12 protein-coding genes and 1 pseudogene are annotated in these 19,256 nt (G+C 34.2%); 3 read left to right on the forward strand and 10 right to left on the reverse strand.

The genetic code is table 11. The features are described from left to right. Positions 1 to 30: 30 nt before the first annotated feature. Positions 31 to 372, reverse strand: a complete 342-nt coding sequence (locus J3U56_RS06295; RefSeq protein WP_267347683.1) for a YggL family protein — start codon at positions 370 to 372, stop codon at positions 31 to 33. A gap of 26 nt (positions 373 to 398) precedes the next feature. Next, positions 399 to 1,703 carry an ATP-dependent RNA helicase RhlE gene (gene rhlE / locus J3U56_RS06300; protein WP_267344091.1) on the reverse strand — a complete coding sequence of 435 codons (1,305 nt, stop codon included), beginning with the start codon at positions 1,701 to 1,703 and terminating at the stop codon, positions 399 to 401. Between the two features lie 1,153 nt (positions 1,704 to 2,856). Here rhlE and J3U56_RS06305 point away from each other — a divergent pair. Next, entirely contained in the window at positions 2,857 to 4,176 is a 1,320-nt protein-coding gene (locus tag J3U56_RS06305) for an MATE family efflux transporter (RefSeq protein WP_267367092.1), read from the forward strand. A gap of 142 nt (positions 4,177 to 4,318) precedes the next feature. Next, positions 4,319 to 5,062 carry an SDR family NAD(P)-dependent oxidoreductase gene (locus J3U56_RS06310; RefSeq protein WP_267367093.1) on the forward strand — a complete coding sequence of 248 codons (744 nt, stop codon included), beginning with the start codon at positions 4,319 to 4,321 and terminating at the stop codon, positions 5,060 to 5,062. Positions 5,063 to 5,127: 65 nt separating this feature from the next. On the opposite strand, the gene J3U56_RS06315 is transcribed toward J3U56_RS06310, so the two are convergent. The 5 genes and pseudogenes from J3U56_RS06315 to J3U56_RS06340 all read right to left on the reverse strand — a co-directional run bounded on the left by J3U56_RS06315 (position 5,128) and on the right by J3U56_RS06340 (position 14,415). After that, positions 5,128 to 7,476 (reverse strand): TonB-dependent hemoglobin/transferrin/lactoferrin family receptor, encoded by a 2,349-nt coding sequence (locus J3U56_RS06315; RefSeq protein ID WP_267367094.1) that lies wholly within the window; start codon positions 7,474 to 7,476, stop codon positions 5,128 to 5,130. Between the two features lie 356 nt (positions 7,477 to 7,832). Next, a pseudogene (prfH, locus tag J3U56_RS12170) lies at positions 7,833 to 8,446 on the reverse strand (peptide chain release factor H). Continuing rightward, the gene (locus J3U56_RS06330) at positions 8,446 to 9,534 is read right to left on the reverse strand and encodes an RNA ligase RtcB family protein (protein ID WP_267367098.1); all 1,089 of its coding nucleotides are present in this window, start codon (positions 9,532 to 9,534) and stop codon (positions 8,446 to 8,448) included. The pseudogene prfH and the gene J3U56_RS06330 overlap by 1 nt, the downstream one beginning before the upstream one ends. A 513-nt stretch (positions 9,535 to 10,047) precedes the next feature. Continuing rightward, positions 10,048 to 11,961: an enterotoxin gene (locus tag J3U56_RS06335; protein ID WP_324101573.1), complete on the reverse strand. Its 1,914-nt coding sequence runs from the start codon at positions 11,959 to 11,961 to the stop codon at positions 10,048 to 10,050. A gap of 939 nt (positions 11,962 to 12,900) precedes the next feature. Beyond that, the gene (locus J3U56_RS06340) at positions 12,901 to 14,415 is read right to left on the reverse strand and encodes a hypothetical protein (protein ID WP_267367099.1); all 1,515 of its coding nucleotides are present in this window, start codon (positions 14,413 to 14,415) and stop codon (positions 12,901 to 12,903) included. Between the two features lie 508 nt (positions 14,416 to 14,923). Here J3U56_RS06340 and J3U56_RS06345 point away from each other — a divergent pair. Then, entirely contained in the window at positions 14,924 to 15,886 is a 963-nt protein-coding gene (locus tag J3U56_RS06345; RefSeq protein WP_267367100.1) for a hypothetical protein, read from the forward strand. Between the two features lie 22 nt (positions 15,887 to 15,908). Here J3U56_RS06345 and J3U56_RS06350 read toward each other — a convergent pair whose 3' ends face one another. The 3 genes from J3U56_RS06350 to J3U56_RS06360 all read right to left on the reverse strand — a co-directional run bounded on the left by J3U56_RS06350 (position 15,909) and on the right by J3U56_RS06360 (position 19,119). Continuing rightward, positions 15,909 to 16,814 carry an endonuclease/exonuclease/phosphatase family protein gene (locus J3U56_RS06350; RefSeq protein WP_267344084.1) on the reverse strand — a complete coding sequence of 302 codons (906 nt, stop codon included), beginning with the start codon at positions 16,812 to 16,814 and terminating at the stop codon, positions 15,909 to 15,911. A gap of 198 nt (positions 16,815 to 17,012) precedes the next feature. Further along, positions 17,013 to 17,912, reverse strand: coding sequence for an endonuclease/exonuclease/phosphatase family protein (locus J3U56_RS06355; protein WP_267367101.1), 900 nt, complete (start codon positions 17,910 to 17,912; stop codon positions 17,013 to 17,015). 280 nt (positions 17,913 to 18,192) lie between these two features. Then, a complete protein-coding gene (locus tag J3U56_RS06360; protein WP_267347668.1) occupies positions 18,193 to 19,119 on the reverse strand; it encodes a hypothetical protein in 927 nt (308 codons plus the stop codon). Positions 19,120 to 19,256 lie beyond the last annotated feature (137 nt).

The raw sequence follows: 19,256 nt of genomic DNA on the forward strand, positions 1-19,256 counted from the left end.
GGCTATTTTATTATTTATCGAATTAAATGATTAAAAATCTAGTTCATCCCACCAAATATCAATCAATTCACTAGTTTTGACATTTTTTAAACCATGGTTTTCAAGCCATTTAGTGACAACGTCACGGTTCTCTTCGGTACAATTACCCAATTTTTGCGTACAAATGATACCTTGCCAACTTAAATACCCACTGCCTTCGTAGGCCAAACCATTTGCTTGTATCGCTTCAATGATAAATTGATCGACAACAGAATCGATGGTTTCTTCACTCGTCCCTTCGTCAAAAGACCAACTGACAGTAAAACCTAACTCTTTAAACTCTTCAATATGCAATTTTTTTCTTAAACGACGACTGCGATTAACTTTAGCCATAATAATATCCTTCTACTTTAGAAAATTTAGTGAGTTTTAGAATATGTATGATGGCTAGATTGCGTCATACTATTCTGATTATTTTTTGAAGTTCGCGTTTGATTAACACGTCTTCTTTTTGCCGGAACCTGTTTTGCTGTCACTTTTTTTACGGGTTCGGCTTTAATTCGAGGATCGACTTCGAATCCCTGAGTAAAAATTTCTGGAATGGTTTTTTTAATCAATTTCTCAATTGATTTTAATTGAGCAAGCTCATCAATACAAACTAATGATATCGCCTGCCCCTGATTTTGAGCTCGTCCTGTTCTACCAATTCGATGCACATAATCTTCTGCCACTTGAGGTAATTCATAATTAACAACATAAGGCAATAATTCAATATCTAAACCTCTGGCCGCGATATCGGTAGCAACCAGCGCTCGTATTTGTCCCGACTTAAAGTCCGCTAAGGCTTTGGTTCTTGCTCCTTGACTTTTGTTACCATGAATTGCCGAAGCTTTAATACCATCTTTGGTGAGCTGTTCAGCAAGATGATTAGCACCATATTTCGTCCGGGTAAAAATTAACACCTGCTGCCATTGATTTTTGCCAATCAAATAAGAAAGAAGTTCACGTTTACGGCGTTTATCAACTCGATGAATATATTGAGTAATTTGTTCTGATGCACTATTAGTTTTGGCTACAGCGATCGATTCGGGTGAATGCAAAAGCGTATTGGCTAATGATTTAATTTCATCCGAAAATGTCGCTGAAAACAATAAATTTTGACGTTTTTTTGGTAACTTTGCGATCACACGACGGATATCATGAATAAAGCCCATATCAAGCATACGGTCAGCTTCGTCCAGAACTAATATTTTAACGGTTGAAAGGTCAACTGCATTTTGCTGAACTAAATCTAATAATCGTCCGGGTGTGGCGATTAAAATATCTACACCACCGCGAAGTTTCATCATTTGTGGATTGATACTTACCCCACCAAACACCACTAATGATCGAACAGCTAGATAGCGACTATAGTCACGAATATTTTCCCCAATTTGCGCAGCAAGTTCACGAGTTGGTGCTAAGATCAAGGCATATAAAGGACGTTTGCCCCTTTTAGGTTCAGATCGATTATTTGTTTTTGCTTGCTGTTCGACTAATTTCTGCAAAATCGGTAAGCCAAAACCTGCCGTCTTACCCGTACCAGTTTGAGCACTGGCCATTAAATCTTTACCTGACAATATTACCGGAATAGCTTGTTGTTGGATAGGGGTCGGATCGGTATAGTTCTGTTCTTCAATAGCTTGTAAAATCTTGGCATCTAAGCCAAGAGAGTCAAATGACATGAAAGGATTCCTAAATAAACGTAAAAAATGAATTATTCATGTGTATTATAAAGCAATTCAATATTAAATGTTTGATTATTTAACCATGCATTAAGGAAAACCTAACACTGTTTAGCTTTCACGGCTTATATCAGGAACAATTCTTTTTTTTCAATTGAAATTAGATAGATAAATCAAAACGAGATAGAACTAGTCCTTTTTTATTCAATAGTAGACTAGTAAAAAGGACAGTAATTCAATGCTCAAGTCTATTTTTTTGTTTATACGTCAAGTAAAGACTTTTAAAAAGTTTAATGAGAAGTAGGACAAAATAACCTATAACGCCTAGGCAGAAATGAAATGGTATGACTAAAGCGAAAGCTAAAACATCCAAACCAACACTTAGCATTGAAAGCACAAATAAAGCAAGAAAAAAAGCGATGAAACAAACGACTAATCCGTAAAACAACCCAATATAAGAAGAAAAACGATCATGATCAGGTAAAATAATTATATCAAATAGTATAGAACAAAATAAAAGAAGCTGGATTAATAACATCGTGCACACCAATACCAACTCAATACTCAATAAATAATCGGGGCAACGAGAGTCCATATTTAATACGTAAATAATGAACAAAACATTTACGCCATAAAGTAAAAAAAACAGAGATAATAAAACTAAATTTCGATTTCTAACCAGTTTTTCCATATATCATTTATCCTTGAAGCTTGGATTTTAATTTCACACTTTTATACGATTGCAATTGAATGTTAATATTGTAAAGTGATTAAAAACCATCCTTGTTATAGGTAATTTTATATAACTTATTACTCTAAAACTAGCCGTTTAACTAACGTAAAATATTTAGGATAATTGTCAAAGCACATTGGTTTAAATTATATTTTTGTTTATCAATTCGTTGACAAAATGCGTGGCGGCCCAATTACAGCGTATTTGTATTGTTCGCATAAACGCAAATATTATCGTTATTGACCGATTTATAAAAACAATTACATTTAACCAGTAGCTTTATTTCGCTGATTTAACGACAATCACCTATCTATATGATCGAGTACTGTTTTTTATCAAGGACAAATTGTTGAACAATTAGGTGATGTTAACATGCGTATTTGAAACAACTTCTAGAATCTATATTAGGTTTCTGAATTTATGACAATACAATCAAACAGCCAGCTTAGTTTTAAAGATTATTTAGCATTGGTTATTCCTTTTATCATTGCAACTATCACAACCCCATTATTAGGTGTGGTCGATACCGCTTTAGTCGGTCATCTATCTAATCCAGCATTTATTGCTGGTATAGCGGTTGGTGCAGTTATCTTTAATACGCTATATTGGTTGTTTGGCTTTTTACGTGTGAGTACCACAGGATTTGCAGCTCAAGCATTAAACGATCCACGATTACTGCGCTCTTCGCTGATCCGTCCCCTGTTTATTGCTATTGTGTTGGGCATATTATTTATTATTTTTCAGCAATTCATTTTTAGCGTGTCGATGCAAGTCATCAAACCTAATCATGAGGTTAGACATTATGCCGATATTTATTTTTCGATTTTAATTTGGGGTGCGCCGTTTGTACTCATCAATTATGTCCTTGTTGGTTGGTTAATGGGGATATCAAAAATAAAAGCTGTACTGTTTTTGCAGGTGTTAATTAATGTGCTCAATATTCTTATGGCAGCCATTTTGGTATGGGGGTTTCATTTCGATATTCAAGGCGTGGCGTTGGCAACGTTCAGTGCGCAAGTGATTTGTACGTTGTTAGGGATCGGATTTATTGTTCGCTATTTACCCCAATCACACCAAAAAACTGATTTGAAATCGGTTTTTTCTTGGCAATCATTGAAAGAAGTCATGTTGGTTAATACCAATTTAATGATTCGAACTATTTGCCTGTTGGTAGTTACCAATCATTTTATTTCAATTGGTTCAAGTTTTAGTACTAACGTGTTAGCAGCCAATGCGGTATTGTTTCAAATTCATTATTTAATGGCATATTTATTTGATGGTTTTGCTAATGCGTCAAGTGTGTTTAGTGGTAAAGCTAAAGGAACCAAAGATATAGTCCTATACAATCAAACCTTACGTTGGTCACTACAAGCATGTATTATTTGCCCTGTAATTTTAATTACAATTTGGTTTGCGTTAGATACCACCATAATAAAATTATTAACCAATCAAACCGACATTATTGATCTTTGCCTCCAATATCAATTATGGTTAATCATTTTCCCGATTGTCGTCGCGGGTGGATTGATCTATTATGGCATTTTTTCGGGAATTAGTTATACCTCTGCTATTCGAGATTCCATGATTCTTGCCCTTTTACTTTGGTTGATTGCTCAATCTATTTTTGTGCCAATTTGGGGAAATAATGGTTTGTGGTTTTCCTATATTTTGTTCAGTTTAGGGCGCACCTTATTTCTAGTGATTTGGATTAATCGATCGAAACAATATCTTATGCGTTGATTTAAACAGACCAGCAGCAAATGGATTTTATTGGTTGCCTACAGGTAAATATCGTTACTTACTTTCTGCAATCGAATTCCTATTTCAATCCATCTCTTATATAATTATCCGCATTTTTGAGACAAAACAGGCATTAAATTAAATGAATAAAGGAAACAAAACCGTTATTGTAACAGGCGCTTCAAGTGGAATTGGTTTTGCGATTGCTAAAGCCTACCTTGAACGAGGTTTCAATGTCGTTGCAAATGGTCGAGATAAAGCCCGTTTAGAACAGGCTGCCATAAACTTAGGTGAGCCCGACAATCTATTACTTGTTGCTGGGGATATTGCAAAACCGCAAACAGCAGAGTTACTTTTTTCACACGCTATCGCAAGGTTTGGTAAAGTCGATATTTTAGTCAATAATGCAGGCATATTTATTTCTAAACCCGCTATTGATTATACGCAAGATGATTTAAACACTATTATTGATACAAACCTTAAAGGGTTTTTCTACCCTGCACAAACTGCCGCTAAACATATGATGGCAAATCAATCTGGGCATATCATCAATATCACTGCTGCCATTGCTATGCAACCCAATTTGACTGTTCCGGCTTTACTACCGATTATGATCAAAGGTGGTATTAATAGTGCTGTAAAAGGCTTAGCGTTAGAATTAGCATCAAGTCAGGTTATGGTTAACGGCATTGCGCCAGGCATTATCCAAACTCCAATGCACCCAACGGATCCTCAAGTTCAAACAGTTTTAAAATCCATGGCGCCTGTCAATCGGATCGGACATGTGCAAGACATTATTAACGCGGTGATGTACTTAACTGATTCCAATTTTGTAACAGGCACAGTTATGGTTGTTGATGGCGGCTCAACTGCTGGTAAGTGGTAAACAGATTTAACGGCCAATTTGGTTAAACTGCCAGTAAACTGGCAGTATTTAAATTTTAACAAAATTTAAAATCGGTATGAAACACTCGCTTTAAAATTACGTGCAAGCCCATAGGTGTTTTCGCCTAAATAAAGCCGATAATCCTTGTTAAATAGGTTATCAACAGAAAATCTTACTTCTGCTTTTGGTAAAAAGGTTGGTTGCCAAGTGGCAAATAAGTTATGTAGTGAATAACCCGACGAAGGTGATAAAGAATAAGCACCAAGATCAGCAAAACCGTCATGATTTCTATCTTCATGCCCTGTGCGATCTTGCTTTCTAACAAATTGCGCATTCCAACCTGCTCGAAGATTCCATTCTGGGATTTTAAAACCCGTTGTTAATGTTGCCGTGCGTGGTGCAATTGTTGCGACATAGGTTTTATGATGCATCCATGGTGCTTGAGGCGCCGTATCTCTTTCTCCTTTTTGAATTGAGTAGGTGGCACTTGCAAACCAATATTTACTGTCATAGAAAGTTTCTAATTCAAACCCGTTTACCACTAATTTACCCGGTAAATTACGATAATTAGGTTGTCCTAGCGGGCACGCCCTACCCGGACCACAAATTGAGTTATTAAATCCTCGAGTAACAAAAATTTCATCCTTGACACGCTGTCTAAACAGGGTACTACGAACTTGTAATTTATCGTTTTCTAATAATAAGTTGTTAAAGTCGAGTATATTCCCTACTCTAATTGATAAGTTACGCTCCTTATTAAGATTTCGGCTGGTCGCTGTAATCTTACCTGATCCACCATTTTTAGGTGTAAATTGAACCTCATAAGTTTCATCAATTGTTGGTGCTTGCCAAGCATAACTGATATCGCCAAAGAACCCAACATTTTCAGTTGTTTGCCAATAAGCCCCAAATCTTGGTGTCCAACCAGAATAACTAACCGGAGAATAATCATGTCCAAAGCGAGGATCAGGATCATTATAAGCTGATGCATAATTTTTTTGTCCGTGATTACGTACATAATCGTAGCGAAGACTTGGTGTTAAGACAAAGTTATCAATAGAAAGTTCATCTTGAATATAAAAACTATAATTTTGTTGTTTACCGGAAGGCATATAAGCTGGTTGGAAATAACCATTATGATAATTAGGCTTATTGGCGTAATTCTTATAATACATCAACGTATCACGATCATGTAAATGCACTTGAGCACCAATTTTTAATGCATTATCAATAGCACCAGTAGTAAAAATACTAATATTTTCAAGTTCTACAGTTTTATCGGTATAACTTGTCCAACTTCTATTTCCCATTGTTCCTAGCGCAGCTACTGGATTGTATTTTTCTGGTCGATTATCATTTTGCTTTGTTTTGGAATAGGTTGTGTGTAAAGTAAAATTAACCAAAGGATTATACGTTGGTTGGTAATTCCATTTAAATTGCGCCGACTCATCGGTTTGATCACGTTTAACTAATTTTCTTAACCAAGCTGCTCGATAACCATATTTTTCAATTTGTGCAGCTGTCGGAGGCGTCATTTTTTCAACGTACTTTGCCGCCCATGGTTGCCATGAATCAACTTTAGAACGAATGCCTGACACAGTGAATGTGTTTTCTTCATTGGGCCTAAAGTTAAGTTTTGCCATATAAGAGTCCATGTCATCTTTCGAAAACTCAAATCTTGACCCATCTGGACGTTTAAAATTACCGCTATTACGGTTAGTATAGTAAACGAGTCCATCAAACATATCATTTTCGGTTCTGCCATACACAGCAGAGGTAACCATATTTTGATGGTTATTAGAATGAAAACTATATTTAACTAATGCGCCAGCTAATTTATTGGGTTCAAGCAAATCAATTGCATCTTTGGTTTCCATTCTAATAACCCCACCAAATCCCCCATTACCAAATTTCACATCATGGGGACCTTTATTAACTTCTATCTGTTTAAGTAGTTCAGGCTCAATAAAAACTGAACCTTGTTGATATTTTTGGAATCCTTTTTGTGAGCCATCAACAATAATTTTAACATCCTCAACTTTACCAAACCCCCAGATATTTAATGTTTGCCCACCCTGCCTTACTGAACCGGCCGAGCTTACGCCAGGCAATGTATTTAATAATTCCGCAACATTGTCAGCTTGTTTTTGTTCTATTAAACCCGAAGAAAGCGTTGAACGACCAGCAATAACACTATTTATTTTTTTCAGTTCATTTTGTTTATTTGCACTAGCAATCACAGTAATAACATCATTTATATCTTCGCTACTACTTTGATTGTCAGCTTTAGTTTTTTTATATTGCTTTTCTTGTTCTTCATTTTTACTTGTTTCATTATTCTCATTGATTGACTGATCAGCTTGAACAGTAAAACTGGTTAGAAATAGTAACAAACCTACCTTTTTATAAATCATATTAAATTCCTTTCATAAAAAATACTGAATAATTAATTAAATAGATAAAATAACATTAACCACACAATTAGTAATGATAATCATTATCAATTAGGTGGACTGCAAAGTATATGTGTTTTATGAAAGAATACAAAGAAAAACATGAATTTATTTTGTAATAGTTTTATTCAATACAAAGGTTACAAAAAATTTGATTTACCATTAAAAAAGCAGAAAGACTAGGCACTAAAGCTCGCTTTTTAGTCAAAAGAGACTGATTTAGCGCCTTTGTTTTATTGATAATAATAAAATTAATAATTTTTTTAGAATGCTTAAAAAATAACAAAAACTCAATGATTAATTAGATAAAATCATTTTTATTTGTCACAAAACGCTTCACCATAAAACACTAAGCGACTATTGCCTCGAGGAATAACATCATGAAATCGCTGACGAATCTCTTTTTGTTGTTGATATTGTTCTTCTTTATGTTCAGCCAATTTATGAGCCAATAGCAGTTTTGTCAAACGTTTATTGGCATGTTGGCTACGTTCTGATTGAACTTTGACAGTCATACCGGTTGCAATATGTGTTGCACGTACAGCTGACTGCGTTTTATTCACTGCTGCCCGCCTGCTCCGGAAGATTTCATTGTCGAAAACGCAATAGAGCTATCTTGTATTGGAACAGGATTAGGTAAGCAAGTAATACCAATAAACCAATTTTTACGTTTATGATGTGGTCGGTAAGGACTTTGACACACCCACTGTACGGTGCCAAGCCAACGTGAGATTAATTGTTCACTTAGACAACCTTCAACAGAAATCAATACTGAACGAAATGTATTGGGCTTGTCGTCCAATATACTTTCTAACATTTCAATCGATAACGATAATTTATTCGCTTCGATAAAAAATTGTTTTATGGCTTTTGCAACCATCAATGAGCATTCATCAGGCCCTCTGGCAGACGAAAAAAGCAGTAATGCCATTAGTGACCTCCTTGTGTTTTATAATTCAATATTGGTGTAAGTTGAGCAATAACTGTTACAATATTGGCTTGTTGCATCGATTCAATCACACTATCTATTGATTTGTACGCTTGTGGTGCCTCTTCGAAAATTAAACGACTATCCTCACAAATGACACGGCTACCTAATTTTGTTCGTTTTAATTCAGCAATTGTGTAACGAGTATCGAGTTTGCTTTCACAGTCTGCTCGGCGCCATTTTCGCCCTGCCCCATGAGCTAGTGACAAGAGTAGCGCTTCATTCGGTATCGGTTTAACTAAATAGCTATAATCCCCACGAGAGCCTGGTACAATAACAAGCTCATCCAGCGCTGAAGATGCACCTTTACGATGCAACCAATAGTCGTTATGGTCTAATGTCACTTGTTGCAAAAAATTATGACAAACATTGAGTATTTCACGCCCGTGACTGTTGAGGTTATTGAGTAACCGTTCAGCTATCACTTGACGATTTAGCATAGCAAATGCGACAGCGTTATCATGTTTTGCTAAATATTCAAGTGCGGGTGCATTTTGATCTGCTAAACCTTGATAACCAAATCGTGATATTTGGTTTTGCAAAATTGCATGCCCTAATCCCCGTGAACCACTATGCACTAGCAAAAATAATTTTTTAGCATCAAGTTGGTAGTGCTCAAAAAGTTGCTCGCTAAAAATTTTGCTAACCTTTTGTAACTCGGCAAAATGATTCCCACCGCCAATCGTACCAAGATTATATTTATGTCGCATATCGGGTTGATCAATATTGCCTATTTGGCGTGTTAATTTATCTATGCTTAACTTAGCAATACTAATATCGGTTTGCCAAAACCCCATACCACAACCAATGTCACTGCCAATTAATGCAGGATAAATTATTTCACGACTTAAATAAGCCGCACCAATCGGGTAACCTTTTCCGGGATGCAGGTCAGGCATTCCAACCACTTTAACCATATTGGGTAATGCAGCCGTTACCTCTAGTTGCTCAATAGCTAAACCATCAATCCATGTTTTGTTTGAAGCAATTAATGACACTTTTTCAGATAGTATCTGTATAGAATTGTCCATATATCAATCCATTAAAAATATTTTTATTGTTTAGTGCCTATAATTTAAATGCGATATAACAGATAAATAACAACCACACCAGTAAGAAAAACCACCATGGTCAAAACATTATTGTTTTGTCGCCAATAAAAGCGATAAATTAACTATCAAATCATTTTTAGGTTGTAAAACTCTTTAATTTACATCAATAAACTAAGATTGGTTTTAAATTATAGGTATGCATCTAATTGGCAGGCTAAGATCAGCAGAATGAATTGAAGCAAGAATGGAAAAGTTAATCACCCAATTATTGTGCGATAAGCCTGCAAAGGTCATCTAAATAAATCATAATCAGTTCTCCTTTGCAGTTAATAATGGCGCGTATCATAATGAGCTTTTTTACTATTGTAAATAGCCTAATCATAACATTTTTTAACCATATGCGCTAAATCATAGTTAAAACATCATCAATTAACACGTCTGTTTTAAAACAATTTTTAATGCCTTGTAAGTCGCATACAAGGCATATTATTACTATTGAGGCGTTAAAGACATCACAACGGTTTCAAATGGTTCAAGGGTGATCATCGCTGTTTTATCAATAACAGCTGGTTTTGGTGCATGTGATTGACTATTGTAATCAATTTGAATGGTAAAATTCGAGTTTGCCGTTGCTGGTAACTCTAAATCATTCTGTAAATCAAGATAATACACTTGTTGTTTATCTGACGGATTACGTAAAGTAATAATGGATTTATCTTGCGTCCATCCAGCCCAACCATATACCCCTAATTTTGTGGGATCTTTACCGATCCAATGGGTATCAAATAACACTTTTTGGTTATCTCTTGCCCAATTAGCCGCCGACGCTAACGTATCCCAATTGTTTGTTGTCATCAGTTCAGGGGTGATATACATTTCTTGCAATTGCGTTCCAGTTGCAAAATAACTCCAAACTTGATCGGCAAAGTCATTTTCGGTTTCTTGTTGCAAATTTTTTGCTTGTTTAGCATACACAATGCCATGCAGCATTAAAGAATTTAATGGGAACAATGGACCTTTAAGTACAATTGATCGATAAGTTTCTGCATCACGATAAGTCAACCACTGTTGAACTTTACTGCCTGGCCCATAATAATTGACATCATCGCCTCCTCGCCAGATGGAGTCGGCATAAAACAGCCAAGATGGCGTAGCCTGGGTTCCGGTTGTTAAATTAATATATAAATGATCACTCGCTTTACGCATATCTTCAATTAAATGGATCGCCGCATCAAAATCACTAGTAAATTGGCTACCAGCAATCACTTTATCCGCATTGCCTGTCCCATCAAGTTTAAACATCGTAATATTTTGATTTTTGATTAATTCTAAAATCCGTTTATGGAAATTAGCATAATATTTAGGGCCAGATAAAGCCAGTTTACCATCCATTGTCTCATAACCTAGTTTTAACGCATTGGCAACACGAGTATCACGTGGTTTATTGTATCCTCCCCAAGGTGACAACCAAATACCAAGTGCCGCACCATATTTTTCAGATGCAGTTTTTAATTTATTAAATTCATTAGGAAAATTTGCACTAAATCCCCAGTTTCCTTGTAAATTATCCCATCCATCATCAAACAGATAACCATCAAGTTTGACTTTACGTTTTTCAACCAATTGCTCACCATATTGATCAATGCGTTGTAAAGCTTCTTTTTCGGTATAAGGATTAAAAAAACCGATATCTAGCCAAGAGTTATAATGCAAATATGGGCTATATGGTCGTTCTCGAACGTGATTAATAAATTCATTTACATTGCGTCTTAATTGCCCATTTTCATAGGTACCAATATAGGTTTTATAACTCAAGGTATGATTAACTTGTAACGGGATCGCTTGCGGAATTTTTTGCAAAACACCGCCTTCATAGGCAACCGTATTGGTTAATGGATTTTCGGGAATGATAAAAAAGGTATCACTGATAATAGGTGAACTCACAACAGAACCATAAATAAATGGCGCTTGTGAATGGAATGGCATTAAAGAAACGGCTGACATTGAAAGTGCTTGTTTTTTAGGGGTGATTTGCAGCTCATAACTGGCAAAATGTTTATCGTCATTGAGAATCAATAGGGTTTGAATCGCAATATCATGACCACTTAAATTTATATAAATTTGATTGTCTTTTTGTTGCAAATTATCTAATTGGAAATCTTTATCGGTCAATTTTTGTCCGGAATTCAAAGTAATCTCAAATAGCGTATTAACATTGATTGAATCATGGGTTATAGGGTTAGTAATATTAAAAGATGTGACATTTTTGTGATTATCATTATCAGATAGCGTGATTTGTGTATTTTTCCCCGTTAATTGATACTCTTTAGCCCATACCGAACCAATAGGCAGGCAAAATGCAGTGAGTAATCCGATTGTGATCCAATTTTTGACATATTTTTTCATTACTACCTCCTGATAAATATAAAATTCGGAAAAAAATTAACCGAAGTATTAATATCAGTATAGGCAGTAAAATAACCATAAATTGTGATCTTTATTGCAGTTTATTGGTTATTAAAATTTGGTATAAATGACTTTTGTTTGGTTCAAAACGAAATAACAGACTGGCGTTAATAAATAGTGATTTTATCTAATTTAATTCGATTTAACTTATGGTTAAAAACAAAATTGATAATTTTAACGAAAGTATTTTGTACCAATTAACTTTGCACTTCTTTTATTATACGATGTGATAAAGCTCACAATTCTAATAATTAAGAATAGTTTGGAATAGTTAATTACCAAAATTAACCAATAGTAATGGGTTAAAACAGATAGTTAATTTAAAAAATTAAGATTAAGCATTAAAGTATAACAACACAATAACACCACTCATTATATTCGAACGGATAAATTAATGAATAGACGATTGTCTATTGACCGCGTATTTAGGTTGATTTAAATCACAGTACAACTGACCTTTGATAATAACCGCGATAAAAAGATTAATGTCATTGAAAATCAGCTTAATCATCACCCCAGAAAAAGATTTAACTATAAAACACCCTATACTCAATTCGCTTTAACACTCGAATCTAAAGTCAATTTTACACTGAACACTTAAATTTTCTAATATATCTTAACAATAAATAATTGGCTTTACCTGATGAGGATAGCATACGACTAATAGTTATCTAATAGGGATAAAATACATTCTAATTTAAATTTATTGAAGTTTTGAACCTGATTGTATAAATTTTATTCACTCCGCTTCACCTTCGGTGAAGCGGAGTGATTTTTTTCCAGCTACGCTGGCTTTCATCTGATTGAGATAAAACGACATATCTAGGTTTTAATATTGCTAACATGTCACTTTATATTTAAATTTTGTCGCCCATGAAACTAAGGGTAAGCACATACAGTTCCAACGCCCACGTCTTGAGTAGATGAACCCCCTGGCGAAGAATAAAGCTCAACGGTTTGAGGAACAACAGCTCCTGCCCCATATGCAGCAACAGCATATGCATAATATTTATATTCATCATTTGTTTTAGGCGTAAAGAAAGTTGTCCAATAAAAACTAAATCCTTTTTTTGCAAAAGCCGAACCGCTACTTGTATAATCATCTACCAAATCACCCCATTCAGTTAAAAAACCACCACCAATCATTCGCTTATAAAAATTATCCGGACTTGGTGTTTGAACGGGAGGCGGATAAGGTTCATAGTCGCTACTACTATCCCAACTTGATGCATTGGTCAATTCCATAATTTGAGGCAAATGATATCCTGTTGTTGAACACCAAGAGGAAGGTTTACCCAACTCGTAACGAACTGCTGATTCACGCCTTCCCTTAGTAATAAACCATTTATTAATTTCAAATCCATATTTCACAACAACCTCACCATTTAACATACCTTTTAACTCAAACTTTGCAGGTAAAATTGGTTTATCAACAGGGCCTGTCGGATTAGTAGCTGCATTTGCTATTAACATTTGTTCTTTACTTGCACTTGGTCCTAATAGCGTCACTCTTACTGTTGTAGGTGTAATATTACTCATAGTTGCCGTTATACCTCCAACTGTCACATCGGGCCAAGTTAATACATTTGGCGAACCAATAATTATCATATCAAAATATAATTTATCCCCACCTGTTGTTGGAAAATTAAGATTATAACTATTGGAATCTGTCGACTGTATTAAAAAACCATACTCCTTATTCCACATATTAGGCGGACCAGAAATATCTTCGGCTAGATCAGGTGGTTGTAAATAACTACCAGGTCTAGCAAAACAAACTTTTGCTGGAGTATCTGGATTAATATCTATCGTATATTTTGCACTACCATTACCATAAATTTTAGTAGATGGAATACCATATAAAGTACTAATTGAAGGATTTTCTGTAGTAGTTAAAGTTAGTGTATAAGGTGACTTACAAATATCAGGTAATTTAACTATTTTGTTATCTAATGATACATTCTCTTTATCTTTCCACTCCCCTTTAAAATTACCAGTTAAAGTAAAATTATCATCACCATCGATATCCTTATGCATTGATGATGGGATGATTGATAAATCATTAAATGCATGCAAAGTGTTATCCGCAGGTAAAAGAGTAGATACATTTTTAAATATATCGTCAACATTAGCAAACGTGATAGATGTAATATCAGTTAGGGTTCCATCATCATTTTTCTTTTTCATATTGCCTTGTTCATCGCTGACATAAACATCATTGCCGACACGAATACTAAGTAATTCGGTCAAATCGTTTATTTCATTACCATTAAATTCAATATATGGAGCACTACCTTGAATTATATTCACGGTTTTGGTTGATAGCGCTTGCGCTGTAAATGAATAATTAAACAATAATGTCGATAATAAACTCAAAAATATAGTTTTACGCACAAAATAAGACGGTAGATAACAGATTGAAGTCTTAGCTAATTTAAGCGGTGTATAAAAGAGTAAAGTTAAATAATTAATTTGTGCTGTGTGCTGTGTGCTGTGTGCTGTGTGCTGTGTGCTGTGTGCTGTGTGCTGTGTGCTGTGTGCTGTGTGCTGTGTGCTGTTCCATTTATAGTATACTTCATAAATATCCCTTTGTCAAGCAATTGTTTGATTTTAATGAATTTTTATTTAAAACCACACCAACAATATCTAGTTGAAATACAAGAATTATAACCACACCTAAAAAACATGCTACACCTTTTTTATTAAGTTTTGTTAAGCAGATCAATGAACTGATTTTATTAAACGTAACTTGTTCAAATAGAATGATCAATATTTTCTATATTAAGATCGTTTTTTCGAAAAATAATAAATATTTTTCTTGTTAAAACAATCCCATTTATTTAATTGAAGATCAACAGTATGCTAAAGGTTAATTTTGAATTGATGAAAGTATTTGATTAATATGCAAAGCCTCAAACAAAAATTAGAGCAACAACAAATAGCTATTTATTTTTTATCGGTTTTTATCGCAATGATTGTTGTTTTTTGTATAAATGGAACCTCAGTTTTTGCGACAGCCATTACTCCTGCCTTAGGGGTCATGCTATTTGTGACTTTTCTACAAGTTCCAATTGGCGATATAACAAAATTTTTGCTTTATAAGCGATTTATTGTTGCTTTAGTCATTGCTAATTTTGTTGTTATACCACTATTTGTAGGGATATTGTCTATTTTTATACCCAATGAACCTTTGATTAAGCTTGGTATCTTATTTGTATTGTTAGCCCCCTGCATTGATTACGTTGTCACTTTTGCACATATTGGTCATGCTGATGCCCGATCACTGTTAATGGCGACACCATTACTGTTATTGCTTCAACTGTTTTTGTTACCTTTTTATCTAAATATATTTATTGGTGAACAGGTTAAAGGACTCATTGAACCTACACCATTTATTCATGCTTTTGTATGGCTAATTTTACTTCCACTTACCATTGCTGTAATAATCCAGATATGTGCAAGTCGAAGTCAAATTATGACAAAAACAGTCAATCTATTGAATATACTACCGGTCCCCACCACCGCTTTAGCCTTATTTATTGTAATTATAGCGATTTTACCTCAGCTTAAAGGGAATTTGTCACAAGTCATATCAGTTATTCCATTTTATCTACTATTTGCTATTTTTGCGCCTTTTATTGGGTGGTTTGTTGGTCGTTTTTTTCGTGTCTCCATCACAGAAAGTCGAGCTATCGCCTTTAGTGCTGGTACACGCAATGCGTTAGTGATATTGCCAATAGCAATGGCTATTGCAGACATCATGCCAATTTTACCGGCAGTAATTGTCACCCAAACACTAGTCGAATTATTCAGTGAGCTAGTCTATATTTATTTGATTGCTAAATTAGGTAGATCATCGAAGTAAAAGTGGGCATATTGCCCACGGGTTATTGTTCAATTAATTTTAATTTTGCTATAACGGGAATATGGTCACTGACTAATGGCCATTTAATACCATTCCATTCGTTACCATCATTAGGAATCGTTAATTGTTCAACTTTCCATATTTGATTGCGACTGGTAAAGATATGATCTAAATCTAATCCTGGATTTCCTGCTGGCCAAGTGCGAGTATCTACATAATCTTTTTTAACCAAAGACCAGTATTTTTCAAGCTCTTTTATCACTTTATCATTTTTAACTGAATTAAAATCGCCGAGTAACAACATAATACCAGAAGCCAAATTAGGAAATTCAGTATCTAAATCTAAATCATCAAACACAATACTATTAATAAACCTTGCTTGTGCCATTCTTACTTCATCTTCTTCATGCCAATCAAAATGGGTATTAAATACATAAATAGGCGAATCAAAGCCAGGGACATTAATTTTACTTAACATCAATGCTCTTTGTTCAAAAGAGCCAGACGGTAACAAAAAGGTTTTGCTTGTTTCAATAGGATATTTCGAAAGTATAGCATTACCATAATTGCCGCCTTTCATATCGGTAGCTTTACCAAATAGATAGTGCATTCCTGTTTTTTCAGCGATGATTTTAGCTTGATCTACGCCGCCACTACGGGTAGTATTTTGATCAACCTCTTCAAGTGTGACAATATCAGCATCCATCGCTTTAATTGCTTTAGCAACCAAGTCTAAATCGACCTTGTGATGTCTAAGTCCCCCTGCAATATTAAAATTAGCAACAGTAATCTGCGGTTGAGCATTATCGGCATACACTTTATTCGGTGAACTTTGATATTGAGAAACCACTAAATCATCTGTAGCAAGTGCACTTGAAGACAGTGAAAACAATCCCAGAAAACTGAACACAAAAAAAATTTTTTTCATATATTTATCCTACTGCTTTTTTAGTTAAATTCATTCATATTGATTATTTAACGTTATAGCTGATATTAATTAAATTCAAATTGATACATTGCGATCGCAATCACAATTTAGTGTTTATCAATAATAAAAAAACGTCCATATAAAAATAACACGATAAGCCATGCAGCTTATGCATGGCTTTACCGAACTTGGTTAAAACTATTTATTTTTAATTATCATTTGCACTGGGTAATGATCAGAATATTTATCTGTAAAATCATCTTTTAGCACTTTAACGTCAATAACATCCTTTTTGAGAGGAGGAGAAATATAGATATAATCATAACGTAGTGGCGTTGAAGCTTGATCATAAAATACTTTCGTTGGCGCTGTTGCGATAAATTGTTTATTTTTAATTTTCAAGGCATCAATAAAACCTGCATCCAATAAGTTTTGTTGCACGGTATAACTTAATTGTCCATTAACAAGATTTTCTAATATTGGTCTTTGTTTCTGCTTTTCTTTAATATCATTTAACAGATTACTTTTATCGTAGGTTTGTTTATCAGCAGGTGAAAAAGAGTTCAAATCACCAGCTATAATCCATTTGCCATTGGGATCACGACTATACTTAATTGAATCAATAATTAAGTTTATTTCATCGATTCTTTTTGCCGTCCAAAATGGATTCATGTGAGTAATAACAAAATGATAATTGCCAATATCGGCATATAAAGCTCCATGCCACATATTATCAACGACTTTATTGACATTAACTATAGGATATTTTGAGGTAATTGCAACAGGGAAAAAAGCGGCATCATCTGGTTTTTCTTTCAAAAGTACAGCATATTTATGTCCATAACTTGCTGCAAATTTTTCAAGCTTTTCACGCGTAAAAAAATTCATCTCTTGCCAAGCAATAATGTCAGCATCTTGTGCTTTTGCCCAATCAATAAATTTTTGTTTACCTTCACTTTCGTCTAACTTCATCCCATTATAAACATTGTAGCTAATAATTTTTAAATTCTTCACATCCTCGAGCGAGGCAAAAGCAGTCGATGTACTTAAAATAATACTGCCAATAATTGCAGCTAATTTTAATTTATGTTTATTCATAACCGATTCCTTGTTTTTTTATACATGGATAGATATTATCCTGAATCTTGAGACCGCCAAGATTTTTATGTAATTTATGTGATATAGCTCAATAATTTCAACGAGTATAATGTTACTTGACTTTGTCATATGGCAAATCAATTATTATATTTAACTAACGAAGTGATAAGAGTTTGATTGAGGAGATGTAAGACATAAAATTGATAGAATCGATTCTATGTCTTATTAATCAGAATTAAGTAACGTATTATCTAATTTTTACACTAGACGAAAGACATTATTATTGTGTGATAAATAGATTAACTTGTTCTTGTGGTTTGACTGTTTCATCTATCTTATCAATTTCTGTTGCGTAAGTTCTATTTTTATCTTCACCATTAGTTGAACATTCACTTAGGATTGCATGTTTAGTTTGGAATGTTTCACTTGAAGTTAATTGATTATAAACGTTGGCTAACTCTTTCCCTGTTGAATTGAAAAACTTATTCCAATCTTTTACTTGTGTGTCAACAAACTCGCGCCCTTTTTTACATGTAATCGAATCTAACGAAATGGTTGGCATCACAACTTTTGGTAAATCTGCAAAATTCTTAGGCTGATAAGGAAAACTGACCTTCTCATTTTCTGGGATATCTAACGTTTTCAAAAACTCATCTTCGCGGTAGAGTTTACGTCGTTGAGATTGATATTGGTTTTCACCTTTTACAGTAACCGAGTCAGGTAATGCTTCATCAATAGAATAATCCCAAGGCGTTTTATTTCTTTCAATAAATACGTCATTAACCACATTTATTGGTAATTCAATCTCAGTCTGTTCACCATTAATAATGATAGGAACATTCTTAAGTTTTGAAGCAATCATTTTTTCGTAGACTTGTTGGTTGTTCGTATAGTAAGTCGTTAACAAAATATAATTACTTTGTGTGGGATTAATAAATCCTGAATTAGATACTATTGCAGGTTTAGCCATGAAGTTAAGTGTCTGATTATTATAAGATAAACTGTGTTTTCCATAGTCAAATGTATAATTTATACCAGATTTAGCCGGTACAATTAACTCTTTACCATCTATAGACACTTTGATTTCATTAGCAGTTGGATTATCTATCCAACGGTCTACTGAGCCTGATTCAATAGGGTTAGAATCAAAACAACCAACCAACCCTAAACTACAAGTAAGTAATAACGTATATTGTATTTTTTTCATCACATTCTTTTCTATTAATATTTAAATCGAGCATACACTTTATCATATCCTATGCAAAAATTGATATTTATTTTTGTCAAAAAAATGATAATTAACGGATGTTAAACATAGAGTTATCTAACATCACCAATTGAAGT

Origin of the sequence: Gilliamella sp. B2824, assembly GCF_026536245.1 — a bacterium.
In the GTDB taxonomy this organism is placed as follows: domain Bacteria; phylum Pseudomonadota; class Gammaproteobacteria; order Enterobacterales; family Orbaceae; genus Gilliamella.